Here is a 24,661-nt window from a genome sequence, read left to right as displayed (position 1 = left end):
ATTTAAATAATAATAACGATCAATGAAAGTACTCATCGATATTCCCTTTATGCAGTTTAGAGCACAAAGGAAAATGGTACTGATTTGATCGTTTTTTTGTGTATTGACATCCTAAACCCCAGTCAGAACCTTCAGTCATATTAAACAAGGAGATAACATGAGATTTGTTGTATATAAACATTCACTGGTTTTAGGTGATAACAACATCGTGACAAAGCAATTTATCGTTCTGAAACACGATGACGGCAACTTACAATTTACTGATTTTCATCGTTATGTTAAATCTACTTCAAGAATCAAGTCGATTTCGGATGATGGGAATAAACGCTTTTCTTACGTTGTTAAGTTTCTTAATTTCATATTTGGTACTCTTGGACTTAAAAGTGTAGATCAACTTACACTTGAGATGGTCAGAGAGTTTCTTACGCTTTATGGATTATCTCAGTTACCAGGGGATAACGGAAAAAGAAAGAAAAGTACCGTTGAAAAATGCGTAAATGCAGTTCTTGACTTCTTGACTCTTTATTTAAGTGAGCGAAAGGAGAAGGCTAAGTTAAAAGCAGAAGAATTATATTCTACGACAACCTTTACGAATAGTAGAGGACGGGTTATAAAACGTAAAGAACCAAATTTTGAAATCTACGTGGATGATAGCAACACTGAGAAAGCTATTTTTCGTGATATGCCAAATAGTGCTTTTGAGATGTTGTTTTCTCACATTGCACACTATCATAAGGATTTACTCATGGTTGTGGCTTTGGGAGCCTTTGTAGGCTTAAGACCATCAGAAGTATGTAACGTAAGACGTGAAGATAGTCCTCTAGGACCAGGTATTTTATTCCACCAAAGTGATGGTCAAGTATTTAAGATTGAAATTGACTTACGAAAAGAAATACCTTTAAGAAGCGATTTAAAGCCGACTGGACGGATTAAAAAGGAAAGACTTCAAGCAGTACCTTATATCTTCTTAGAGGTCTTTTTAGACACCTACAATGACTATATGAGTTATCTGGAAGGTAAGAAGTATGAGAAGGACTATGGGCCACTCAATCTGAATAAACAAGGCAAGGCGTTAACCTATGACGTGTACTACCAACGATTCCGTAAAATCATTCGTGAAGAGATGATTCCTCTTTATCTCAATGCTGACGATGAAGAGGTTGTTTTCTTTGGCAGGCTTTTACAAGAGCACAATATCTCTCCGCATATCTTTAGACATTGGTACACGACACAGTTAGTCTTATCAGGAGTTTCTGAAATCAGTGAGCTCATGTCAGCAAGAGGTGACAAATCGCCTGAGAGTGCATGGGTTTACCTGCAAAACAAGGGAGAGATTGCAAAACAATATGGACAAGTCAATGACGGGGTTTTTGACTATATGAACTGGCGAGCAAGTGAAATGTATGGTAAATAGATAAGGAGTAGCAATGGCTTATTTGGTGAAGGATATTCTGGAGAAGAGTTTAGCAGAACTAAATGCTGATACATCTGAGAACAGAGAAGTCATCAGTCAGTTTTTACTTGATAACGCTTGGTTTGGTATTAAGGTAGATATGACAAACCTTAGCATATCAGAATCAGATGCCCATTTATTGACTGACAAAATAAAGACTTTCCTATCTGGTCCAGTGGGTTTAACGGGCCTACAGCCTATTTTTAAACAGAAGTTCCCAATGACATTTGAGCTGTTTCAAGATTTCTCAAAAGAGCAAAAGTTGTCCAGAAGTAGTAGATTCTACCTTCAAGATTTTCTTGCTTATGATTTAACCAAGGATTTGTTTCTTTACAGTGATAGTGAAATAGAACGGCTGGTTCAAGAGGCAACAGAAGTGCTCAGTAAATCCTATGGTGAAGAGTTAAACGACTTTATCAGATGGATGATGGCTAAAGGCATTACTCATTATCGTAAGAGCTTTGAAATGACGGCCAGATACACCTTAGAGGATAAAAATGGGGCATATGAGTTAGATGACTATCTAGAACTCATGTATTACCTCTTCAACGATGCCTATATTGAAAAGCAGGATATGCTCTATCATGCAGCTTCTTCAAAGAACTATGCCGATACTTGGCTATACTTAGCCCTTCATTTCATTTGTGCCTTGCGAACAACAGACCTTGAACGTCTTGGCCATCCAGAACTGCCTAGAGAGCCCAAAGGGGTGCTAGAAGCCGTTCAGAATGGGACATGGAGTAGTAGTGAGGCAAGACGAACCCTTCTTAGTATCACCACACGTTTAACCTATCTCAATGTTAGACCTAATAAAACAAAACGATCTTCCAATGTTAGTCAGCTAAAATTCCATGTTCCTGAGAGTTGTCAGGTCCTCATCGGAACCTTATTGGCTATCTGTGAATCTCATTATCAATTAGGAAATAACACAGATAGCGAAGAGCCTCTTATCCGTAAAATCAATGATTACGAACGGATTTGTAAGTACATGGGTGATGAGATTGGTTCTCTCTTCCTTGAGCGGGACTTCAGTAGTCGATCAGCCAATAAGTCTTACTTACAAGCTGTTGCCATGTTGGCAGATGATGTTCTAGAGGAAAAATCGGAATTGAATATAAAAGGCTATTTCTTAGCAGCTTTAGCTAGAAGTCATAAAGGCACTTACAATGAATTTGCCCAAACTACAACTGCTTATTTGAAGGATGCTCAACTTGGTCAATTACAGCCTGAGATGGTTGCAAAAGAACTCTTCGAACGTGGTGTTTTATCTATGATTCCATCCATGCTGTTAACGATAGTAACCAGAGGTAAGTATAAGGAGTTAAGCCCTAGCCAGCAAACTCAAATGATTCAACAACTAGATCTAACACCTAGTGAGATTGAAAAAACGCTGGAGTTGAGTATTAGAGCAGATTCAAAGGCTCAAAAAGCCCTCCAAACAGTCGTGAGAGAGGATATGAACCCTGACCAACTACTTACAGTTTGCCATCGTATTGGTAATGGTGAAGCTTTTTCTAAACAGGGAGAAAGCATGTGTCTCTTGTCCGCCCTGGGCAAGTTTTGTCCCTATAATGACAGAATGCACTGTGTAGGCTGTCAGTATGAGCTCCAGACAAAATCCACCCTGTTACTACTTGTTGGTGAGTTTAACAGATTGAATAAAAAATATGTCAAAGTGCAAAGCAATCTAGAAAAAGGTAAAATCCGAGCGATTATAGAAAAACAGCTCAAACCTTGCTTGACTGAAATGCTACAGGCACTAGCTGAACAATATGGAGAGAATGTGCTAAACGACTATGAAGAGATTATAAAGGAGTTAATTAAATGATGAGTGATCCAACTAAGTTATTTCGAACTGTGACAGACTTTACCATTTTCGACAACAATCTGATTGGTCATGCCAGAGAGGTTTTTGATGATTACATAGAGAAGGGGATTATCCTCAGTTATGACTTTGATCATCATAAATGGGAGACTACCAATGAATATGCTAATGTTACCTTTTTATTCAACGTCAATACCTTTCAATACAAACGGTTCTATCAGCCTCTCTTTGGTATAGATTATGAAGGATTTATCGCTTATCTTAAAAGCTTTATTGTGCTGTCCATGGATCAACATGTACTGGGCTCTTTACAAGCTTTTTTACGAGATATAAAGCGTATGATCAAGGAGACGAAGCGGGATATTCTTTTAGACATTGAAGTCATTAAAATCAGCTCTCCTAGTCTTTGTATTGATTTTCTAGCCAGTCTTCCCTATCCAGATGATAGTGAAGTGAGCCAGCTTCTTGAGCAGCTAGATAATGCGATGACTATTGTCTACCAAAACAAGCCCAAACAACAACGACAATTGGCTCAGTTCCAGTCCTATTTTGCATTCAATGATATATTAGCGGATTATTGGGGTCAAGCCTTATCTCAAGAACAAAGGCTCTTTTACTTCCCACTCTATCTTTGGTGGCAAATTACAGCTGTGATTCCACTAAGACCCAGAGAATTTTTGCTAACTCAAAGGGATTGCTTGTCTGAAAAAGATGGTAAGTATTTTCTCACACTTAGACGTAATAACTTAAAGGGAAAAGAGAAATCGGTATCTCACAAGATTTCCGAGGATTATTATAAGACCACTTATGAGATTCCTAAAAGATTGGCTATGGACATACAAGATTATCTAAACTTAACAAATAGTCAATCAGCAACAAAGCTCAACACACTCTTTGTCACTGATTCTCACTACAAACGGTGGGAACGTAGGACTGGGGTAAACAATCGTTTCTTGACCTATACCAACCTTAATACCATCCTCAAGTATTTCTACAATGAGATAATTACTGAACAATATGGTTATCAAGTTTACTATCTAAACTCCCCTACAAAGCTAGAGGATAATGAAATTAACTTTATTCATATTGGTGACACTAGGCACATTGCTATGATTAACTTAATTGCAGAAGGAGCTAGTCCAGTGACAGCAATGTTATTGGCAGGACATGACAATGTGGCGACTTCATCCCATTATTTCTCAAATCTTAGTCAATTCATTGAATGTAGTAGTTATCAAGTTTATCGAAAACTTACCAGTTCTCAGACCAACTATGCTGTAAGTAAAGCTCAACGTCAATACACCATTGGAAAGGATTATGTCACCTTAGACAACAAAGGTCGATGTTATTCTCCATGTTACGCTAAAGGTGATTTTTCAGATTGCCTCAAAGTGATCAGCTCACATGCAGAGCTTGGAGCTTGTACCAGTTGCCCGTTTTACCGTAAGGCTGGAAAAGACTATTTCACCATGGACAAAAGTTATAAAAGGGCCATTGACGAGGAGGCACTGAGTGTTGATGAAGCAATAAAACGAGTTCGAGAAGGTAAAGGTCATGTGGAGGATATTGGAGAGGCTTTACTAAAGCTAAAATCAGTTAGTCACTCGTATCAAGAGTATTTAAAAGCAAAACAGCTATCGTTAGAGGAAGAATCAAATGGCTAGAAGAAAACATATAGAAGACGTTGAAATCATAGAGCACTTTGAAAAATATTTGCAAGAAGAATGTTCGAATAATGTATCTCTTTTTAAAATACCTAGATTCGGCGACTATCTTAGAAAGAATGGCTTTCCAAGTGTTGCAGACACAACCTTAAGACGAAATACTAGCTTTAGAGAGGTGCTTGCCGAAAGAAAAGCTAAATACGACGAGGAGGAAGAGTATCGAACTGTCATCACTTATAAGACTATTGATGTTGATAGTTTCATGGCGACAAATCGGACACCTAATGCTATCCGCACTGGTTTATCTGAATTGAATCTATACTACAAGAAGGTTGCAGAAGCTGCTCTTGAGTTTAAAAATGAAAATGTGAAACTCCAAGATGAGAATGAAGAACTGAAGGAGCAAATTCAACAATTGCTCCAGAAGGAAACAAGTCGAAAAGCTTTAGAAACGGAAAATATAAAGCTACGTGCTCTAATTAAATCAAGTGTATATCCTGAGATTGCAAATGAATTATTGAAAGAAGAGGGAATACTTCAATCTGAGCAACAAGTGATTACAAATGAGTTTATGGTGAATAATATTCTCACTGCTGATTCAGAAATTAACTTTCATTCTGATACTACTAACAGTAAAGATGATAAAGGCGACATAAGAAAACCTAAAAAGGTAGTAGCAATCAAAGATTTACTGGATAGTAAAACCAATTACTAAGGAGGTTTTAATGATAGATGTGATAAAAGATTGCCCTTTACTTTTGATGTATTGGGACTTCAAATTAAATCATCTTGATATTGAAACGACAAAAATAAATCGACGAGCATGTGCTCATTGGATTTGTCCTGATTGTTCTTACAGTTGGGAAGCAAAGGTTTATGATGTGTACAGAAGTAGCTTGAACAGTAAGGCATTTTGCCCTTGTTGTCAGCTAGGGAAATTATTGGTCAAAGAAAAGAATAGCATTCCTGCCGTCTTTCCTGATTTCGAAAACTATATCAATTTTCACCATGAAAACAAGGATACCATCCTAGAAGAGCTTTGGAATGAAAAGTTTAATTCAAAGCGTGTTTTCCACTTAAAATGTCCTACTTGTCGGGTTAGTTGGCGCGACACAGTAATGAATCTTCGCTTATTTCAATCAGAGGACAAAGAGCTCTTTCATTTAGATTGTAATGAATGGGGTTATCACTATTATTATCATGAGGTATATCCAAACCTTGCTAAGATTTATAGTGATGATAGCAACCAAATTTCGTTTGCCCAGTTACAACTTCATCACAACGTCACCCTACCTGTTCAATGGAAATGTGACCACTGCAATAGTCAATTCGAGTTATCCATTGATCAACTATTTAATCGTATCAAGCGAAATGGCTATTATTGTACGAACTGTCAGGCCTCATTTGATATGCCACTGGATGACAATGTCAATTATGAGCCATTATCCTTTTTAACACCATCTTACTTAGACGAATGGTCAACTAATAACAATATAGCCGTAGAACAAGTAGATAACTTGTCAAATATAGAAGCCCTATGGACCTGCTCAGTATGCCATGGAGAGTATGCGTGTTTAGTTCGAGAAAAGAATCAGGAGAGTTGCCCATTTTGTTCAAATAGACAGTTGTTAAGTGGCTTTAACACACTTGATAAAACTCATGCCTATCTTGATATATTCTGGTCTTCTGACAATGATGGTAGCTTGACTGATTACTGGCAATATTCTACCGAGCCACTAACTTGGCTATGCCCTTGTTGCCAAATTGTTTTTCAGTGCAGTCCCCAAGAGATGGTTCTTCGCACTAATTTCGAAAATCAAGTCTTTCAAACATGTCCCAACTTATGCGATTGGAATACTGAAGTGTTCCAAAATCAAATCTTTTATAGCGAACCTGAGTTGGTTAAAGAGTGGAGCGATAAAAACGATGTTCCAATCTATCTAGCTCAAACGACAATCGAGACCAAGAAATATTGGTGGCATTGCTCAACCTGCCAAGGAGATTATCAGTGCTCTATTCCTATTCGAAGAGCCTCAGCTAACCCATGTCCTTATTGCAACAAGGAGACCCCCCTCAAGGGCTATAACACACTTTTAGATGCTTACCCTGAATTAGTAAGTATTTGGAGTCCTAAAAATCAGGAGCAAACAGATTCTATAGTTCCCAATGAAGTTGAAAAACGGACTTTTATGTGGCATTGCAATAGCTGTAATTTAGACTTTAAAGAAAGAATGAATACCGTGCTAAAACGTTATTTAACCTCGGAAACCAAAAGTCTAAAAGATATTTGCCCCTATTGCACACATCTGCTCCCAAACCCCAAAACAGAATCAATAGACGTAGTAAAACCACTCCTTATTGAAGAATGGCAGTCGGATATCTATGGGAGCATTTCAGCAGTCTTTCCATCCTCTACAGCAAAAGTTAATTGGAAGTGTAGAAGGTGTCAGGGGGAATTTGAAGCTAGAATCTGTGAACGTGAAGAAAACGATAATTGCTGTCCTTACTGTTTTGGACGAAAAGTACTACCAGGATATAATTCATTTGATGTTACGCAGCCAATCTTAGTTCAGGAATGGGATTACTTAAATAATATTCTATTAGCAAACCCTAGTGAAGTCAGTGAAAAGAGTCGGATCAATGTGTGGTGGACTTGCAAGAATAATGGTGAACATAGGTACAAGATGTTCTTATATAATAGAGTTTTATTTGAGAAACGTCACAAAGAACCATGTTTAATTTGTAAAGGACGGAGAAGAAAAAGGCAACATTTTGTGCCTTTCAAGAATATTTAGGAAGATCAGGTTGCTAAAAAGTAGCTTGGTTTTTTAGTTTTAGACAATTTCAACAAACCCAGCAGCTACATAAAAATACTTTGAATTCTCAAAAAATTAATTTTAAAAAGTACATTTTGGGGGTTATCGACAATTGAAAAAATTTTTAGTTTTCACTTAAATAAAGTACATTTTCGCATGAATTGAGGGTGGTTGAAATTTCCAGTTTTCACGGGAATAAAGTACATTTTGGACCAATTTTTGTTCGAAAAAAATTTTTAGTTATACTAGCTCATTCCTAAATCTCCTCTATAACATCTTTCCGAAAAACTATAATTTTCTTGAAAAAAATATATAGCTATGCTATACTACTAGTATAGAAAGATTTGGAGAAAAACATGAAACGCGAGATCTTATTAGAACGTATCGATAAACTCAAACAAGTCATGCCCTGGTATGTTCTAGAATACTATCAATCGAAACTGGCTGTTCCATACAGTTTTACGACCTTGTACGAATACTTAAAGGAATACGATCGATTTTTCACCTGGGTCTTGGAATCTGGCATATCAGATGCTGACACCATGGCCGATATTCCCTTAGACGTTCTGGAACACATGACCAAGAAAGACATGGAATCTTTTATTCTTTACTTGCGTGAACGTCCTCTGCTCAATGCCAATACGACAAAAAATGGGGTTTCTCAAACAACCATTAACCGTACCCTTTCTGCACTTTCTAGTCTTTATAAGTATTTGACTGAGGAAGTTGAAAATGAGCAAGGGGAGCCTTATTTCTACCGTAATGTTATGAAGAAGGTTGCAACCAAGAAAAAGAAGGAAACCTTGGCGGCTCGTGCTGAGAATATCAAGCAAAAGCTCTTTTTAGGTGATGAGACAGAAGGTTTCCTGAACTATATCGACCAGGAATACCCTCAAACACTTTCAAATCGCGCCTTATCTTCCTTTAATAAGAATAAAGAACGAGATTTAGCCATTATCGCACTCCTTCTTGCCTCTGGTGTTCGTCTCTCTGAAGCAGTAAACCTAGATCTTCGAGATCTCAATCTTAAAATGATGGTGATTGATGTCACTCGAAAAGGTGGAAAACGAGACTCGGTTAATGTCGCTGCCTTTGCTAAGCCTTATTTAGAGCAATATCTCGCTATTCGAGACAAACGTTATAAGACAGAAAAAACCGATACAGCCCTTTTCTTAACCTTGTACCGAGGTGTTCCTAACCGTATTGATGCTTCTAGTGTTGAAAAGATGGTGGCCAAGTATTCAGAAGACTTCAAAGTCCGGGTGACACCCCACAAACTCCGCCATACTCTTGCTACCCGTCTCTATGATGCCACCAAATCCCAAGTTTTGGTCAGTCATCAACTAGGACATGCTAGCACACAAGTAACGGACCTGTATACCCATATCGTTAATGATGAGCAAAAAAATGCCTTGGATAGTTTGTGAGATACATAATATAAATTATGTAATGTTTTAGTATTAATAAAAGAGCGTAGGATTTTTTATGGAATCTTACGCTCTTTTATTCTTTCTATAAAAATTCGATCCAATAATTACGGTGCGGCTCAATAATGACTGGTTTTCCCCAAAATGATTTTAGATAGGCCAAGTTTGCAGGGGTGACCGGTCTTTTTTCATCATTGAATCTCTCTGCACTCTCCTCCGTTAGAAAGCATTTAACAGCTTCATATGGTGTACCATCGCTCGCTATTCGATCAATTCCTAAATAAGCAATTTCATCACCGTCTTTTGGAATATCTGTAAATAGTTTACCAATAAAATAAACCGTCTTATCTTTCATTAATTCATAAGCCTTACTATTTTCCAGTCTGTTATTCGCTGCAGCGTACATAATACAAAAACTGTCCACAATATCTTTCATAGGCATTAATTCTTCTTTGCTGACTATAATTTCGTCGGGAGCAAGCCCACCAATGATTAAGTTTTTATAATGAGGTTGCTGAATGATATTATCTAAAGCCATTCCTAATGGTAGTTGGACAGCTTGGTAGCCTAATGGTTCTAGCTCTTGCTTTTTCTGGTCAAGGTGTTCTTGTGTAATACTGATATTCAAATCATATGGACTTGAAGGTTGTTGCTTGCTAAAAAAAGCCACTACTATACGATCTAACTGTTCAAATAGACCAAGTTTTTCCACTGGAATTTTCATCATCGAATATGATCCCCTTTTTTGTTCAGATTTCCTCTTTATTCTACTCTCATTATTTTTGAATATCAAGTCTAAGATAAAAGATATCCATATTAAATGGATATCTTTTACTTTATTCCACCACTGCTTCAGAAATTTCTTCTGCAGTAATTCCTGCGAAGTAACGGCCTAAGTTAATGGTTTGAAGGGCTTTAAGAACATCTTCACGTTCGTATTTAACGCCACGAAGGACATCTTCTACTGCTGCTACGTCCTCAATACCAAAGAAGTCACCGTAAATCTTGATGTCTTGAATTTTTGATTCAATAACATTCGCAAAGATTTCAACCTTACCGCTTGGGAATTTAGTTCCACGATGGACATTGTATTCAGGTGATTTCCCATAGTTCCAGTCCCAAGTTCCAAACTTAGTATCTTTGATACGATTGATTTCAGCCAATTCTTCATCTGAGAATACATACTCAGTCATCTCAGGGTATTCTTTTTTCATGTATTCCAAGAGTAAATCACGGAATTCTTCAACAGTGATCTTTTCTGGCAACTCGTCGATAATATTAGTTACTCGAGCACGGACTGATTTAACCCCTTTTGATTCAAACTTATCTTTAGACACTTTAAGTGCGTTAGCTAGGACTGACAAATCCACGTCAAAGAGAAGACAACCATGGTGCATGATGCGTCCATTGATATAGGCTTGTGCATTCCCACAGAATTTCTTACCGTCTATTTCTAAGTCGTTACGGCCTGTAAATTCAGCTTTAACACCAAGTTCAGCCAAGGTATTGATAACCGGAGTAGAGAAGCTCTTGAAGTCAAAGGCCTTGTTTTCATCTTCTTTTGAAATGATGGTATAGTTAAGGTTGTTCAAATCATGGTAAACAGCCCCACCACCACTGATTCGTCTCACTACTTCAATACCGTTTTCGCGTACATAGTCACGGTTAATTTCTTCGATGGTATTTTGGTGACGACCTACAATGATAGATGGTTTGTTGATCCAAAGAAGGAAGATTTGATCTTCATTAAGAAGATGCTTAAAAGCGTACTCCTCTAAAGCAATATTAAAGGCAGTGTCGTTTGAATGATTGATAATGTATTTCATAAGATACCTTCTAATACGATAGAGACTGGAAAATAATTCCAGTCTAGTCTATCTATTTTTATTTTTTCTTAGGTGAATGGATGGCCATTCCAAGAACATCAGCAAATGCTTCGTACATAACTTCAGAGTATGTTGGGTGACCGTGGATTGTCTTAAGCATTTCTTCAACAGTGATTTCCATTTCGATGATACTTGACGCTTCGTTGATCAATTCTGCAGCTGCAGGACCAATGATGTGAACACCAAGGATTTCACCATATTTCTTGTCTGCAATGACTTTAACAAATCCTTGAGCAGCATCTGATGCAATTGCACGTCCGTTTGCGGCAAAATTGAATTTACCGATTTGGACATCATATTTCTCACGAGCTTGTTCTTCAGTCAAACCAACTGCTGCTACTTCTGGAAGTGTATAGATGGCTGCAGGAGTCAAGTTCAATTTAGCAACAGCATGGTTTCCTTTAAGAGCATTTTCAGCAGCAACTTCACCCATACGGAAGGCAGCGTGAGCCAACATCTTAGTACCGTTGATGTCACCTGGTGCATAGATACCTGGAACAGAAGTTTCCATGTATTCATTAACCTTGATACGACCACGGTCTAACTCAAACTCAACTTCTCCGATTCCTTCAAGATCTGGAACACGACCGATTGAAAGAAGAGCTTTATTTGCGATGATATCATCTTTTCCTTCAACTTTGATACGAAGTTTGCCATCTTCTTCAATGATTTCTTGAAGTTTAGTACCTGTCAAGATCGTCATACCTTTACGTTCAAGAATCAAGCGAAGGTTCTTAGATACTTCCGCATCCATTGCTGGGACAATGCGATCCATCATTTCGATAACAGTAACTTTTGAACCAAATGTCATGAAGGCTTGACCAAGCTCGATACCGACAACTCCACCACCAATGATCACAAGACTTTCTGGTACTTCATTCATTTCAAGGATGTCATCACTAGTCATTACAAGAGATGATTCCATACCAGGAACATTGATTTTGCTTACTTTTGAACCACCAGCAAGGATGATCTTCTTAGTTTCAAGCAATTCAGAACCATTTACCAAGACATTCTTATCTTTAGTAATAGTACCGATACCTTTATGAACATCAACTCCATAGCTACGAAGAAGTCCTGCAACCCCACCAACAAGAGTATTCACAACTTTAGATTTTGTTTCTAAAAGTTTGTCCATATCAACTGTGAAATTAGGATTTTCAATTACGATACCACGATTTGCAGCGTGACCAATATTCTCAATAATTTCAGCGTTGTGAAGGTAAGTTTTAGTTGGGATACATCCGCGGTTCAAACATGTTCCACCAAGTTCAGATTTCTCAACAAGAGCAACCTTACCACCTAATTGAGCTGCTTTAATGGCAGAAACATAACCAGCAGGTCCACCACCAATAACAACGATATCGTAAGCATCATCGCTCTTACCATCATCATTTGAAGCACTTGCTGCAGGTGCTGGACTAGCTTCTGGTGCAGCTGCTCCAGCTGTTGGGATGTTTTCCCCTTCTTCACCAAGATAACCGATAACTTCAGTAACAGGAACAGTCTCGCCGTCCCCTTTCAGGATAGCGATCAAGTAACCGTCTTCTTCTGCTTCCAATTCCATGCTGACTTTGTCAGTCATGATTTCCAAAAGGATTTCTCCTTCTTTTACAAATTCTCCGACTTTTTTATTCCATTGGACGATTTGTCCTTCTGTCATATCCACGCCGGCTTTTGGCATAATTACTTCTAAGGCCATATCTTACTTCCTCTATCTATATTTCTAAAACAAATATTTTAAACCAACATTGAGATTGGATTCTCAATTAAAGCTTTCAAGTCTTTCATAAACTTAGCACCAGCCATACCATCTACGACACGGTGGTCAATTGTTAAACCAAGACTCATAATTGGACGAATCACGATTTCACCATTTACTACAACAGGTTTCTCAATTGTTGAGCTAACCCCAAGGATTGCTGAGTTCGGTTGGTTAATGATTGGACCGAATGATTGAACACCAAACATTCCCAAGTTACTGATGGTGAAGGTTGAATTTTGCAATTCGCTAGGAGCTAGTTTACCTTCCAAGGTACGTCCAATAACGTCCTTAAATGCAACTACCAACTCAGACAAGCTCATTTTTTCTGCATTATAGACAACTGGTGTCATCAATCCATTATCCATACCAACCGCCATCGCAAGGTTGACATAATTGTGAGTGATGATTGTCTTACCATCTTCAGTCAATGAAGCGTTAATGTATGGGTGTTTCATAAGAGTTTTAACAACCGCAAGTGAAAGCAAGTCTGTAACAGTGATTTTCTTACCAGTTGCTTCCATGATTGGATCAAGAACTTTCTTACGAAGGGCAAGCATTTCAGACATATCGACATCGTAGTTAAGTGTAAAGGTTGGTGCAGTCAAGTATGACTCAACCATACGTTGAGCAATAACCTTACGCATTGGTGTCATTGGAATACGCTCGATTTCCCCATAAGGAGTTATGTTATCTGGAACTTCTTCCACTTTCTCGATTTGAGCAGGTGATTTAATCGTATCGTTTTCAATATTTTCCGGAAGGAAAGCTAAAACATCCTTCTTCATAATCTTGCCACGATGACCAGTTCCTTGGATTTCTTGCCATGCAATGTTATGTTCAAGGGCAATTCGTTTTGCAAGTGGCGAAATGCGAACCACGTTTGTGTCTTTATATGTTTCCACGTCTTCTTTGTGGACACGACCGTTTGCGCCTGAGCCAGAAATATCGTAGAGATTAATTCCTAAATCATCCGCTAATTTTCTAGCTGCAGGAGTCGCTCTTAGCTTATCATCAGCCATGACCTCTCCTATTCTATACTAAGATATTAAGGACGAAGAGGGCAATGAAAAAATAGGAGATTGACGATGTGTTCGATGAACACAAGGAAATCTATCTTTTTTTCACAGACCTCCGTCCGAATTCAATTACATGATACTAAGGGCGTTTAAAAGCGACCGAAAAATAGGAAATCAACGTAGACTTCGATGAAGTCAAGGAGATTTATCTTTTTTCCGAGCTTTTAGCCCGTGCTCTAATCTAAGATACTAAGGGCGTTAAAAGTCAAAGTGAAAATAGGAAACATGACGAAGAAACTTTAGTTTCTAGGAAAGTTTATCTTTTTCACACAGACTTTAGCCCGAGTTCAACTCTACAAGTAACTTGGATACGAAACGTATCTCAAGTTACTACGGTTGCCGCTGTTAAGCGGTCACCTAGCAGACTTACTAAGTCGTTCGTCGGTTAATATCGACCCGACTCTCTCCTGTCGCAACTTTTCGACTTACTTGGATACAAAAAGTATCTCAAAAAATTTTTTTGCATAATTTATTTTATGTATTATTGTTTGTTGTGAGTTTTACGGATTGCATCTTTGATGCTTTCAACTGTCGGAATCATTGCATTTTCAAGATTTTGTGCGTAAGGCATCGGTACATCTTCCCCTGCACAGCGACGAATAGGTGCATCTAAATAATCGAATGCTTCTGATTCTGAGATAATAGCTGAAATTTCACCGATAAAACCACTTGTCTTGTGGGCATCGTTGACAAGAACTACTTTTCCAGTCTTCTTAACTGAATTAATGATGATGTCTTTATCAAGTGGAACCAAAGTACGTGGGTCAACTACCTCTACTGAGATGCCTTCTTCAGCCAATTCTTCAGCTGCTTGCATGACACGACGAAGCATTTTACCGTATGTTACTACTGTTACATCAGTTCCTTCGCGTTTGATTTCTCCGACACCAAGTGGGATAGTATAGTCTGGATCAACAGGAACTTCACCTTTTTGGTTAAATTCTGATTTGTATTCAAGAATGATAACAGGGTTGTTGTCACGGATAGAAGACTTAAGAAGTCCCTTCATATCAGCTGGTGTACCTGGAGCTACAACCTTCAATCCTGGGATATGAGTAAACCAAGATTCCAATGATTGTGAGTGCTGAGCTGCAGAACCTACTCCATTACCAGCGGCACAGCGGATTGTAATTGGTACTTGACCTTTACCACCAAACATGTAACGAGTTTTAGCTGCTTGGTTGACGATATTATCCATGGCAATAACAGAAAAGTCCATGAAAGTCATATCAACGATTGGACGAAGTCCAGTCATAGCAGCACCAGCAGCTGCTCCAGAAATAGCTGCTTCAGAAATCGGACAGTCTCGAACACGTTCTGGTCCAAATTCCTCAAGCATACCTACAGATGTACCAAAGTCTCCACCAAAGACACCTACATCTTCCCCCATCAAGAGTACATTTTCGTCGCGACGCATTTCCTCAGACATTGCAAGGATAATGGTATCGCGGAAAGACATTAATTTTGTTTCCATATTTCTCTACTTCTCCTTAGTCTGCGTAAATATCTTCAAAAGCTGATTCTAGTGGAGGGAATGGACTTTCTTCTGCAAACTTAACAGATGCTTCCACTGCTTCCTTGACTTGAGCCTGAATTTCTTCGAGTTCTTCTGCACTAGCAATTTTATTTTCAACAAGGTACTTGCGAAGGTTTTCGATTGGATCTTTTTCTTTCCACTCATCGACTTCTTCACGTGTACGATATTTACCAGGGTCTGATGATGAGTGACCAAGCCAACGGTAAGTTACACTTTCGATTAAGACAGGACCTTTACCAGAACGAACATGGTCAACTGCTTTCTTAAATCCTTCGTAGACATCGATAACATTGTTACCGTCTTCGATAAACATTCCAGGAATACCGTAAGCAGCACTACGCTCATGGATATGCTTGACATTTGTCATTTTCTTAATATCGGCAGAGATTCCATAACCGTTATTGATACAGTAGAAAATAACTGGTAGATTCCAAATTGAAGCCATATTAACAGCTTCGTGGAATACACCTTCATTCGTCGCTCCATCACCAAAGAAGCAGACAACGATCTTGCCAGTGTTTTTCATTTGTTGAGTAAGGGCTGCACCTACTGCGATTCCCATACCACCACCTACGATACCGTTAGCACCAAGGTTACCCGCATCTAGGTCGGCGATGTGCATTGATCCACCTTTACCTTTACAAGTTCCAGTATACTTACCAAGGATTTCAGCCATCATACCATTAAGGTCGATTCCTTTAGCAATGGCTTGTCCGTGACCACGGTGGTTCGATGTTATGAGGTCGTCTTCGTTTAGAGCTAACATAGCCCCAACGTTTGCAGCTTCCTCACCAACAGAAAAGTGCGTCATACCTGGCACTTTCCCTTTTTTTACTAATTGAGCAATTTTTAAATCCATACGACGAATTTCTTCCATCTTACGGAACATCTCAAGCAAAAGATTTTTATCTAAAGTTGACATAATCTTGCCTTTCTAAGTTTAATTTCTTATAGTTCTATTCTAACTTATAGGTTAACTATAGTCAAAGATTATGCTTGATATTTTTTCACAATATAAAAAAAGAAAAGTCAATGAAATCAAGACTTTTCATTATGTAAAATGGCTATTTCACAAACTGATTTCCATGGATATTTTCAACAAATTATTTGAATCTTTTCATAATAACTTGTAAACGCCACTGATAGAGTAATCCGCTGACAACTAAACTTACGATAAGACCTATCCAATATGAATAAGCATCAAGATTTGTTGAATAATCTAGAAACAAACCAAGAGGTATAGCAACTCCCCAGTATCCAAGGATACCAAGGTAGAAAGGGATGACAGTATCTTTGTAGCCTCGTAAAATCCCTTGTAATGGTGCCGCAAATGTATCAGCTAACTGGAAAAATAAGCTATAGGTCATAAAACTAGCAGTTAGTTGAACGAACTCTGGATCATGACCATAGAGACTGGCAACATTTTCTCTAAAAACATACAGAAAAGAAAGTGTTAAAATTGCGAATGCCATAGCTGATAGTCGTCCGATTTTTATGTATTTCATAGCATCCTCTAGACGTTTAGCACCAACTTCGTAAGAAACAACAATAGCCATTGCTGTTGAAATGCTCATAGGAAAAGCGTACATGAGAGATGAAAAGTTCATAGCAGACTGATGACTAGCTATTATCAATGATGAAAACTTCGCCATAATCAAGCCAACGGCTGAAAAAATAGCAACTTCTGCAAAAACAGTTCCACCAATAGGCAACCCCAGTTTTATCGCTTCTTTTATTTTATTTTTATCTAAAGGTAGTCGGTTTTCTAAATGTAGTTCTTTTAATTTTTCTTGTTTAAGAAGTACTAGTATAGATATACCCAACAAGGCCCAATAAGCCATAGAGGTCCCAAGTCCCGCTCCAGCTCCTCCCAACTCAGGAAAACCAAAGGCACCATAAATCAATAAATAGTTAAAACCACTATTGAGAGGGAGCAATAAAAGCATCAAATACATGGACAACCTTGTTAACCCAAGCGCATCCAGTAATGAACGGATAACACTAAAGAGTAAGAGAGGAATAATCCCTATTGCTAAAAACCATAGATAACGAACTGCTATATTTGCTACCGCCGCTTCTAATCCCATATTATTTAGAACTAGAGGAGCAACCAGAAAAACTAAAACAAATAGAAAAATGGATAAGCCAAGCGAAAGATAAAGAAACTGATAGAAATCAGAAGCCACTTCATCTTTTTTTCCACGTCCTAAATGATGTCCAACTATAGGGACTAAGGCAGAAACAATACCTGTTAAAAAAGTAAAGAAAGGATTCCACAAGCTAGTAGCCATTGAAACACCAGCTAAATCAATAGTATTATACTGGCCGGTCATGGTCGTATCAACAAAGGAAGCCGAATAATTGGCGAATTGATAAACCAAAATAGGGAAGAAAATCTTAAGAAATAAAATGAACTTGTCTTTAAAACGACGGGTTGGATACATACAGACTCTCTCTAAATTTAAATTTTATAGAGCAGTATTTCATCTAGTATTTATAGACAATCTGTCCATTACAAATAGTGTATTTTACCTGCCCTTTTAAAGTTTCACCGATAAATGGTGAATTAGCTGCTTTAGAAGCAAAATGTGTATCTACAATTCGGACAGCTTTATCATCGAAAATGGTAATGTCAGCTGGACCATTTTCAGCCAAATAACCTGCTTCAAAATGATACAATTTAGCAGGGTTTACTGTCATTTTTTCTAACAACTCCATCAAGCTTAGCTCACCAGCTTCGACTAAGTAAGTTAAACCGAGTGACAATGAAGTTTCCAGTCCTGTCATACCTGAAGGAGCTTTGGTGATATCCTCGACATTCTTTTCGTCTACATGGTGAGGCGCGTGGTCAGTCGCAATCACGGAAATGACTCCTGATTTCAAACCTTCAATAACTGCACGGCGGTCAGACTCCAAGCGAAGTGGTGGATTCATCTTAGCATTACTTCCCTTGGTCAAGAGAAGCGCTTCAGTCTTAGAGAAATGTTGCGGTGCTACTTCTGCAGTTACGTTTGCTCCCAAACCTTGAGCGAACTCCACAACCTTAACACTTTCTTCCTTGGACAAGTGTTGGATATGAACATGGGCTTTTGTTGCATAGGCGATCATGACATCACGTGCAATCATTGCATACTCTGCAACCCCTGTAGCACCACAAATATGGAAATGTTCTTTAGCAATATTTTCATTAAAACCTAGCGTACCATTCAGTCCAGGATCTTCTTCGTGCAGACTGATAAAAGTGTTGAGTTTTTTAGCCTCTTCCATAGCTTCCTTGACCACTTTACTGCTTTCAAGTGGAATACCATCATCTGAAAAACCAACGGCTCCAGCTTCTAAAAGCGCCTTAAAGTCAGTCAAGTCTTGACCATTAAAGTTCTTGGTAATCGTTGCTACAGACTTAACATTAATTTTTTCCTTTGCCGCAGATTGAAGAACTTCCTGCAAAGTCTCAACATCGGAGATCGTTGGATTAGTATTAGCCATCATCACAACAGTTGTGAATCCACCTGCAGCGGCAGCGAGTGCCCCCGTGTGGATGTCTTCTTTATGAGTTTGACCAGGTTCACGGAAATGAACATGGATATCCACCAAGCCGGGTGCAACTACATGGTCAGTTGCATCAATGACCTCTGCATCTTCTTCACTAATTTGTGGTGCAATTTTGTGAATCTTTCCATCCTTAACCAATACATCACACACTTGATCCAAACCAGACTTAGGATCCATTACTCGACCATTTTTAATTAGTAACATCTGCTTTCTCCTTTATTCGTAAAAATCCACTTGAGTGTCCAATAATTTATCACCATCATAAACAAACTTAGCTGAAAAGAAGGGTTTATCTTCTAAAAGCCACTCTACGAAAGTGTGGTCTCCTTCCCAGGTTGGTTTGCTCAAAACCTCATCATAAGGAACCCATTCTAAAGTCCCTTCATTACAATCAATCAATTCCCCCTCAAACTCAGTCACCTTAAATACATAGGTGTACCAGTCCAGGTCTGGTGTAAACTCAGGAAAGGTGATAACTCCCTTTAATACTGGTTTTGCTTTTAGACCAGTTTCTTCTAAAATCTCACGAGCAGCACATTCTTGTGGAGTTTCTCCACGCTCTAACTTTCCACCTACACCGATCCATTTCCCTTCATGGACATCATTAGACTTTTTATTACGATGAAGCATGAGTAGCTCTTTCCCGTTATCAATGTAGCAAATCGTCGCTAACTGAGGCATATTTTCTCCTTATCTAAGCCAATCAATTGGCTCTTGTCCTGTCTCTGTTAAGAATGTATTAACCTTGGAAAAAGGCTTGGAACCCCAAAATCCTCTGTAAACGGATAAGGGACTTGGATGGGCTGATTCGATAATCAAATGCTTAGGATTGGTCACCAACGATTTTTTCTTGCGTGCATAAGCACCCCAGAGAACAAATACTACTGGTCTATCTAAATTATTGACAACCTTAATCACGGCATCCGTGAAAGGCTCCCATATCTGCCCAATATGACCATTGGCCTTCCCTGCAGGAACAGTCAAGCAAGCATTGAGAAGTAAAACTCCCTGCTCAGCCCAAGAGGTCAAGTCATGTGACGGTTTTACCTCAATATCATCAGCAAGCTCTTTAAGAATATTTTGCAAGGAAGGTGGCGCTGGGATATTATCCGGAACAGAAAAACTCAAACCTTGAGCCTGATCAGGACCATGATAAGGATCCTGACCAAGAATCACCACTTTAACCTCTTCAAGAGGAGTTGTCAAAAGAGCCTGAAAAACCTTTTCTTTAGGAGGATATACAGTTCCTTGAGCGTAAACCTGTTCCATAAAGTGATTAATTTTCCCAAAATAACCTTCCGGTAATTGCTCTTTAATCAAAGCATGCCAAGATGAGTGTTGCATCTTTCTCTCCTTTATCGTATCCATCTAAAAGCACGTCTTAATTCATCCGTACCATTTTTAAAAAAGCATAAACCATGTGCAAGTATGATTTTATCCGGTTTCCAGTTTAACATAAGGGAAAAGGAAACCTTTGCTTCCCTTTGTCTTCCTAAAAAAGTCATCCGATAGTCAATAGGAGTTTGACCATCAGGGGCTGTTACACGAGCTAAACGATAGAATCTTCTGCGGATTGGACTAGCTATCTTTTTTGGTTCAAAATTCTCTATGAGGTCTGTCACAATCAGTGTTTTAGTTGATTTATGAAAAAATACCACCTCTTCAATGACTGAACTTCCCTTAAAAATGAGTTGTTCAATCTCATCAGACCATAAGTCAGGAGCCTTATCTGTTAAGGGAGCATCAAATACAACCTTGACTTTCTGACTTTTCGCTCTCTCTTCTACTCCTGGACTAGACCATGCTTGCGCATGAGGATATCTTTGTTTCCAATCTGCAATATAGGCGTAGTGAATCTTATTTGGTGATATCAGGTAAGCAACTTTGCCCAAAGCGTCCAGTTCAGTAAAAAGTTTTTCATTTGGAGCAATAGGAGAATGAATCCAAAGTTTGTCATCATTTAACTTAATCACCGTCATACGTGTCTGAAAAGGAAGTTTGAAGACCTTCATATCCATTTGTATCAAATCACCATCTACTATCCAGATATTTTGATCAACTTTCTTTAGTAAATACAATGGTTCATAAAGAGAAAGAGGTGGCCTAGACATCATTTACTACTCCTTCATTTTTACTGCCTCTATTATAGCAAAAAGTGGCTATGGAAACCACTTTTTACAGTTTATCTAAGAGTTCTAGCAGAGCCTGATAAGAGTCAACTTCGTAAGTCGGATGGGCTTGTGTGTGATTTTCGAGGTGATTAGGGTTATACCAGATGGTATCGATGTCAGCATTATTCCCACCCTGAATATCTGCTGTTAGGGAATCTCCAATCATAAGGGCATGATTTTTATCAAAGTTAGGGATTCGGGCTCCAATTTTCTCATAAAATGCTGCATCTGGTTTTTGGGTATGGAGTTGCTCTGAAATGAAGATTTCCTTGAAAAAAGGTGCAATTCCAGATTGTTCCAAACGACCTGTCTGAATAAAGGTAATTCCATTTGTCGCAGCATAGAGTTCATATTCCTGATGTATCAAATATTTTAATAAATCTTCCACACCTGGGAAAGTCTGTCCCTGTTTTGATAGGAAAAACTGGTAGCGCTCTGCTAAGTAGGAACCATCTTTTTCAATGCCAAAATGAGCAAACAATTTTGAAAAACGTGTGTTAATTAACTCAGCCTTTGTAATTTTTTTCTGTTCCAAATCCCTCCAAAGTGATTTGTTCATAGGTACATAATAATCTTTGTAATCTTGGATATCCTCAACACCTTCTTCTTTTAGAAGTTGCGTTAGAGCGACATCCTCAGCAGTATCAAAATCAAGCAAGGTATGATCGAGGTCAAAGAGTAAAAATTTATAAGTCATTAATTTATTGTCCTGTATTCAATAGTCTTTATATACTTCAAAGTATAGCACAAACAAATAGAATAATAAATCCTAACACGATTGATGAGTGTGTCTGTTTTTGGGAGAAAATGAAAAATCACCAATAGAACGTAAATCAAGACCGAAACTTTCAACTTTTTCCTGTCCCAGTCTTGATTTATTGTTCTTTTGATGATACAATAGCTTTAAACTGATTGAACAAGTGTTGGTTGTTTAATCGGTGGGCGTTTGAGTGCTACTAACACTCAGCGCCTTTTGTTCGTGTTTTTTTATAATTCCATTATACCACTTTGGGAGGGGAATGCAAGCATTTTCCCAAACTTTTTTTTCTAAAAGGCTTGACAAATCATAGTTTCATCTGTTTTTCAATCCCTTTCATCGGTAAGAGCTCCCCAATACTTCGGTTTTCGGTTTGAGAGATTGACCTGTGGTAGTGTATAATCTGATTTTTGAGTATGTTGAAAGTGACCAGGATAATCTTTTTCCTGGTCTTTTATTGTTTGGTAGGATTTCCTCCAATCTCCGAAAAAGAGGTCTCTCAATTCTCCTGTATGGTTTAAAAGAATGGTTTGGCTCATAGTATCAGCGCCTTTCTCACTCCAATACATACCTCTATTTTTCATTCGATACGTCACTTTTCGATGCTGAGATTCCATGATACCAATACCCTTGCTACTGAGTCCAAAGCTCTCAGGATGATCAGTATATTTAAAGTTTTTCAGAAGTTGTCTTCTGAAGCGTTGAAAAGACTCTAATTTTTTGTCTGATTTAATCAAAGATTCAGCCGTATCAAGTACCGTTTTTAGTAACCCCTTATCTCGGCTCTTGACCGCTTCAAAGGCTTGTTTGGTCAGCACTAAAGGAAAAGTACGTAAATTCTTTTTCAGGGCTTGATTCACGTGAAAAGCATCCCAAAAGTGCAAATGCTCTTTAGGCTTAAAAGCACTAACTAAGTCCTTAAAGTCCGTAGGAGAATAGCCTTTACCACCATCAGAATTAGTCACAATGACCGTTTCGGGAGTAATTTCAAAATGCCTAGTCAACAAATCCATTAGTCTATCTTTGGCTTTATGATAGCGTGTAGAGATAACTTCTATCTTGTCTTTTAAGATATTCCTCTTCCCCTTCTTGCTTCCAGTATGGACGACAAAATGACTTAACTCAATAGACTTCTTTTTCCTGTCAGGCATTGCCTGTTTGACCCAAACCCCATCACCTTCAATATAGACTTTCTTTGCTCTCACTTTGTCCTGGTTATCTTCAGACCAGTCTGAAGCTGATAAGGAGTCGTACTCCTCTTTTTCAGCTAGGAGTTCACCTGCCACGTCTAAAGCGTGCTGAACTGTATTCTTGGTGATATAGATTTCCTTTAACATTTCCATCACCGATACAACTTTACGATAGGGCATAAAATTAGCAAGCTTGGTCACCTGGTAAAGTAGCTCCTGAGAAAACCTCGACCTTGGTTCTAGTCCTAGCTTTTCATCAACAGGGATTCGGATGGTGTCATCTTTCTTCCATCTGCTACGTGAAAAGGTCATTTCTCCAAAAGAAAAAATAACTGTCCGCTCTTTTTGATTGATTCTTTTGTACCCCTGCGCTCGCATACTAGGGGCAATGAATTTTTCATAGTTTTTAATCATCTTCAGAAAAGCCCGTTGATTATTTTGGTTCAACTGCCTTGAAAATTCTCTTTCGTCTAACACGGTTATATCCATTTTTGTCACCTCAATCTTCGCTACCGCCTATTATACCCCAAAAACAAGACAAGAAGAAAGACCTCTCCAAACGGAAGGGTCTATATTTTTATAGTGATTTTAATATTGGTTTATATCATGATTTTAATAGTGATTAAAATCAATATCTAAAGTGATAAACCTTGGTCTTTTTGGTTCTTTGGAGCGGATGCAGTTGGCAAAACCTCTTGATACATTTTCTTCAGAGATAGCTCATGTTGACCACCTAACAATAGATTTTCAAAAAATCTATCCAGGTATTCAGGATTTTTCTTCAGCAATTTTGCATTGTCCAAAACTAGGGCATCCCTGAAGTAACGTGCATTCTCTTTGAACGGGCTATTATCAACTTCAAAGCCTAGTGAACGTAGGTACTTAATCATGAAGACCGTAACAGTTCGGGTGTTGCCCTCTCCAAACGGATGGATTTGCCAAATTCCCGATACAAACTTTTTCAAGTGCTTGACCATTTCTTCAGGTATCTTCCCTCGATAGTCAAATTGTGACTCCTGGTCAAAATCATAGGTTAAGCTAGCCGAGATAGTTTGATAATGATCATAGATAACGCTATCTCCCCCTAAAATCGGCTCTTTTTTAGTGATGTTATAATGGCGATATTCTCCTAAAGGGATACCTTGGCTTAGAACGCCAAAGAATAGCTCTTTATGGATTGATTTTAGAGTGGTTGGGGCAAACTTGAAGGCGTTGCTTGATAACAGCTCTACGATCCTTAAAGAGACAATATCAGCTTCTTTCGTGCTATCATCGGTCTCTTCATGGTATTTGGTAATTTGGTCATAAATTTGTTGATACTCAATCTTACCTTCAATCTGCTCTTTAGCCAATTCAACCATATAGCGTGATGGCTCAAGACCGTCTACTTGCTGAAGACCAAAGCCAGTCTGCCATAAGTCAAGTTTAGTCTGATAGGAAAGGTTGGGGTTATCAATTTCATAGGTTGGTTGCATAGGTCACCTGCGTAAATAATATTATAGTGATTTTTATCATGATTTTAATAGTGATAAAAATATTGAC

20 protein-coding genes are annotated in these 24,661 nt (G+C 38.4%); 6 read left to right on the top strand and 14 right to left on the bottom strand.

Annotated elements, in window-relative coordinates; translation table 11 throughout:
* Positions 1-157: 157 nt before the first annotated feature.
* The 6 genes from ACVAMZ_RS04625 (at position 158) to xerS (ending at position 9,185) form a co-directional block, all read left to right on the top strand.
* A complete protein-coding gene (locus ACVAMZ_RS04625) occupies positions 158-1,414 on the top strand; it encodes a site-specific integrase (RefSeq protein ID WP_461684158.1) in 1,257 nt (418 codons plus the stop codon).
* Between the two features lie 13 nt (positions 1,415-1,427).
* Positions 1,428-3,281, top strand: a complete 1,854-nt coding sequence (locus ACVAMZ_RS04620) for a hypothetical protein (RefSeq protein ID WP_461684157.1) — start codon at positions 1,428-1,430, stop codon at positions 3,279-3,281.
* Positions 3,281-4,942 carry a hypothetical protein gene (locus ACVAMZ_RS04615; RefSeq protein ID WP_461685174.1) on the top strand — a complete coding sequence of 554 codons (1,662 nt, stop codon included), beginning with the start codon at positions 3,281-3,283 and terminating at the stop codon, positions 4,940-4,942. Before ACVAMZ_RS04620 ends, ACVAMZ_RS04615 begins: the two co-directional genes overlap by 1 nt.
* Positions 4,935-5,657 carry a hypothetical protein gene (locus tag ACVAMZ_RS04610; RefSeq protein ID WP_461684156.1) on the top strand — a complete coding sequence of 241 codons (723 nt, stop codon included), beginning with the start codon at positions 4,935-4,937 and terminating at the stop codon, positions 5,655-5,657. Before ACVAMZ_RS04615 ends, ACVAMZ_RS04610 begins: the two co-directional genes overlap by 8 nt.
* Before the next feature lie 10 nt (positions 5,658-5,667).
* The gene (locus ACVAMZ_RS04605; RefSeq protein WP_461684155.1) at positions 5,668-7,737 is read left to right on the top strand and encodes a zinc-ribbon domain-containing protein; all 2,070 of its coding nucleotides are present in this window, start codon (positions 5,668-5,670) and stop codon (positions 7,735-7,737) included.
* 377 nt (positions 7,738-8,114) lie between these two features.
* Positions 8,115-9,185: a tyrosine recombinase XerS gene (gene xerS, locus ACVAMZ_RS04600; protein ID WP_263393573.1), complete on the top strand. Its 1,071-nt coding sequence runs from the start codon at positions 8,115-8,117 to the stop codon at positions 9,183-9,185.
* Positions 9,186-9,270: 85 nt separating this feature from the next.
* Here the strand turns inward: xerS and ACVAMZ_RS04595 are convergent, their stop codons facing one another.
* From ACVAMZ_RS04595 to ACVAMZ_RS04530, 14 genes are all read right to left on the bottom strand, one after another.
* Positions 9,271-9,912, bottom strand: coding sequence for a hypothetical protein (locus ACVAMZ_RS04595; protein WP_461684154.1), 642 nt, complete (start codon positions 9,910-9,912; stop codon positions 9,271-9,273).
* A gap of 109 nt (positions 9,913-10,021) precedes the next feature.
* Positions 10,022-11,011 carry a lipoate--protein ligase gene (locus ACVAMZ_RS04590; RefSeq protein WP_461684153.1) on the bottom strand — a complete coding sequence of 330 codons (990 nt, stop codon included), beginning with the start codon at positions 11,009-11,011 and terminating at the stop codon, positions 10,022-10,024.
* Between the two features lie 58 nt (positions 11,012-11,069).
* Positions 11,070-12,773 (bottom strand): dihydrolipoyl dehydrogenase, encoded by a 1,704-nt coding sequence (gene lpdA / locus ACVAMZ_RS04585; protein ID WP_414290780.1) that lies wholly within the window; start codon positions 12,771-12,773, stop codon positions 11,070-11,072.
* 38 nt (positions 12,774-12,811) lie between these two features.
* A complete protein-coding gene (locus ACVAMZ_RS04580) occupies positions 12,812-13,855 on the bottom strand; it encodes a dihydrolipoamide acetyltransferase (protein WP_461684152.1) in 1,044 nt (347 codons plus the stop codon).
* Positions 13,856-14,393: 538 nt separating this feature from the next.
* Positions 14,394-15,386, bottom strand: a complete 993-nt coding sequence (locus ACVAMZ_RS04575; RefSeq protein ID WP_006152177.1) for an alpha-ketoacid dehydrogenase subunit beta — start codon at positions 15,384-15,386, stop codon at positions 14,394-14,396.
* A gap of 16 nt (positions 15,387-15,402) precedes the next feature.
* The gene (locus tag ACVAMZ_RS04570; protein WP_036757432.1) at positions 15,403-16,371 is read right to left on the bottom strand and encodes a thiamine pyrophosphate-dependent dehydrogenase E1 component subunit alpha; all 969 of its coding nucleotides are present in this window, start codon (positions 16,369-16,371) and stop codon (positions 15,403-15,405) included.
* 181 nt (positions 16,372-16,552) lie between these two features.
* Complete coding sequence (locus tag ACVAMZ_RS04565) at positions 16,553-17,893, bottom strand: MATE family efflux transporter (RefSeq protein WP_461684151.1); 1,341 nt, start codon at positions 17,891-17,893, stop codon at positions 16,553-16,555.
* 43 nt (positions 17,894-17,936) lie between these two features.
* Positions 17,937-19,205, bottom strand: a complete 1,269-nt coding sequence (locus ACVAMZ_RS04560; RefSeq protein ID WP_461684150.1) for a dihydroorotase — start codon at positions 19,203-19,205, stop codon at positions 17,937-17,939.
* A 12-nt stretch (positions 19,206-19,217) separates the two neighbouring features.
* Positions 19,218-19,682, bottom strand: a complete 465-nt coding sequence (locus tag ACVAMZ_RS04555; protein WP_461684149.1) for an NUDIX hydrolase — start codon at positions 19,680-19,682, stop codon at positions 19,218-19,220.
* 9 nt (positions 19,683-19,691) lie between these two features.
* Positions 19,692-20,345 (bottom strand): uracil-DNA glycosylase, encoded by a 654-nt coding sequence (locus ACVAMZ_RS04550; RefSeq protein WP_461685165.1) that lies wholly within the window; start codon positions 20,343-20,345, stop codon positions 19,692-19,694.
* Positions 20,346-20,356: 11 nt separating this feature from the next.
* Positions 20,357-21,112 (bottom strand): DUF4336 domain-containing protein, encoded by a 756-nt coding sequence (locus ACVAMZ_RS04545; RefSeq protein WP_414277123.1) that lies wholly within the window; start codon positions 21,110-21,112, stop codon positions 20,357-20,359.
* A gap of 64 nt (positions 21,113-21,176) precedes the next feature.
* Positions 21,177-21,869, bottom strand: a complete 693-nt coding sequence (pynA, locus tag ACVAMZ_RS04540) for a pyrimidine 5'-nucleotidase PynA (RefSeq protein WP_461685164.1) — start codon at positions 21,867-21,869, stop codon at positions 21,177-21,179.
* A gap of 386 nt (positions 21,870-22,255) precedes the next feature.
* Positions 22,256-23,608: an ISLre2 family transposase gene (locus ACVAMZ_RS04535; RefSeq protein ID WP_461685163.1), complete on the bottom strand. Its 1,353-nt coding sequence runs from the start codon at positions 23,606-23,608 to the stop codon at positions 22,256-22,258.
* Between the two features lie 146 nt (positions 23,609-23,754).
* A complete protein-coding gene (locus ACVAMZ_RS04530; RefSeq protein WP_461685162.1) occupies positions 23,755-24,594 on the bottom strand; it encodes a Fic family protein in 840 nt (279 codons plus the stop codon).
* Positions 24,595-24,661: the final 67 nt, after the last annotated feature.

The sequence above is a fragment of the Streptococcus sp. KHUD_017 genome, assembly GCF_054861245.1.
Note: the sequence above shows the minus strand (reverse complement) of the source record. Positions and strands in the feature narration are given on the sequence as shown.

Excerpts from the sequence above, each read along its gene's own strand:
- lpdA (WP_414290780.1), bottom strand. The coding sequence starts at position 12,773 with ATGGCCTTAGAAGTAATTATGCCAAAAGCCGGCGTGGATATGACAGAA.
- ACVAMZ_RS04620 (WP_461684157.1), top strand. The coding sequence starts at position 1,428 with ATGGCTTATTTGGTGAAGGATATTCTGGAGAAGAGTTTAGCAGAACTA.
- ACVAMZ_RS04595 (WP_461684154.1), bottom strand. The coding sequence starts at position 9,912 with ATGATGAAAATTCCAGTGGAAAAACTTGGTCTATTTGAACAGTTAGAT.
- pynA (WP_461685164.1), bottom strand. The coding sequence starts at position 21,869 with ATGACTTATAAATTTTTACTCTTTGACCTCGATCATACCTTGCTTGAT.
- ACVAMZ_RS04590 (WP_461684153.1), bottom strand. The coding sequence starts at position 11,011 with ATGAAATACATTATCAATCATTCAAACGACACTGCCTTTAATATTGCT.
- ACVAMZ_RS04545 (WP_414277123.1), bottom strand. The coding sequence starts at position 21,112 with ATGTCTAGGCCACCTCTTTCTCTTTATGAACCATTGTATTTACTAAAG.
- xerS (WP_263393573.1), top strand. The coding sequence starts at position 8,115 with ATGAAACGCGAGATCTTATTAGAACGTATCGATAAACTCAAACAAGTC.
- ACVAMZ_RS04560 (WP_461684150.1), bottom strand. The coding sequence starts at position 19,205 with ATGTTACTAATTAAAAATGGTCGAGTAATGGATCCTAAGTCTGGTTTG.
- ACVAMZ_RS04570 (WP_036757432.1), bottom strand. The coding sequence starts at position 16,371 with ATGTCAACTTTAGATAAAAATCTTTTGCTTGAGATGTTCCGTAAGATG.
- ACVAMZ_RS04550 (WP_461685165.1), bottom strand. The coding sequence starts at position 20,345 with ATGCAACACTCATCTTGGCATGCTTTGATTAAAGAGCAATTACCGGAA.
- ACVAMZ_RS04535 (WP_461685163.1), bottom strand. The coding sequence starts at position 23,608 with ATGGATATAACCGTGTTAGACGAAAGAGAATTTTCAAGGCAGTTGAAC.
- ACVAMZ_RS04530 (WP_461685162.1), bottom strand. The coding sequence starts at position 24,594 with ATGCAACCAACCTATGAAATTGATAACCCCAACCTTTCCTATCAGACT.
- ACVAMZ_RS04615 (WP_461685174.1), top strand. The coding sequence starts at position 3,281 with ATGAGTGATCCAACTAAGTTATTTCGAACTGTGACAGACTTTACCATT.
- ACVAMZ_RS04605 (WP_461684155.1), top strand. The coding sequence starts at position 5,668 with ATGATAGATGTGATAAAAGATTGCCCTTTACTTTTGATGTATTGGGAC.
- ACVAMZ_RS04575 (WP_006152177.1), bottom strand. The coding sequence starts at position 15,386 with ATGGAAACAAAATTAATGTCTTTCCGCGATACCATTATCCTTGCAATG.
- ACVAMZ_RS04565 (WP_461684151.1), bottom strand. The coding sequence starts at position 17,893 with ATGTATCCAACCCGTCGTTTTAAAGACAAGTTCATTTTATTTCTTAAG.
- ACVAMZ_RS04610 (WP_461684156.1), top strand. The coding sequence starts at position 4,935 with ATGGCTAGAAGAAAACATATAGAAGACGTTGAAATCATAGAGCACTTT.
- ACVAMZ_RS04580 (WP_461684152.1), bottom strand. The coding sequence starts at position 13,855 with ATGGCTGATGATAAGCTAAGAGCGACTCCTGCAGCTAGAAAATTAGCG.
- ACVAMZ_RS04625 (WP_461684158.1), top strand. The coding sequence starts at position 158 with ATGAGATTTGTTGTATATAAACATTCACTGGTTTTAGGTGATAACAAC.
- ACVAMZ_RS04555 (WP_461684149.1), bottom strand. The coding sequence starts at position 19,682 with ATGCCTCAGTTAGCGACGATTTGCTACATTGATAACGGGAAAGAGCTA.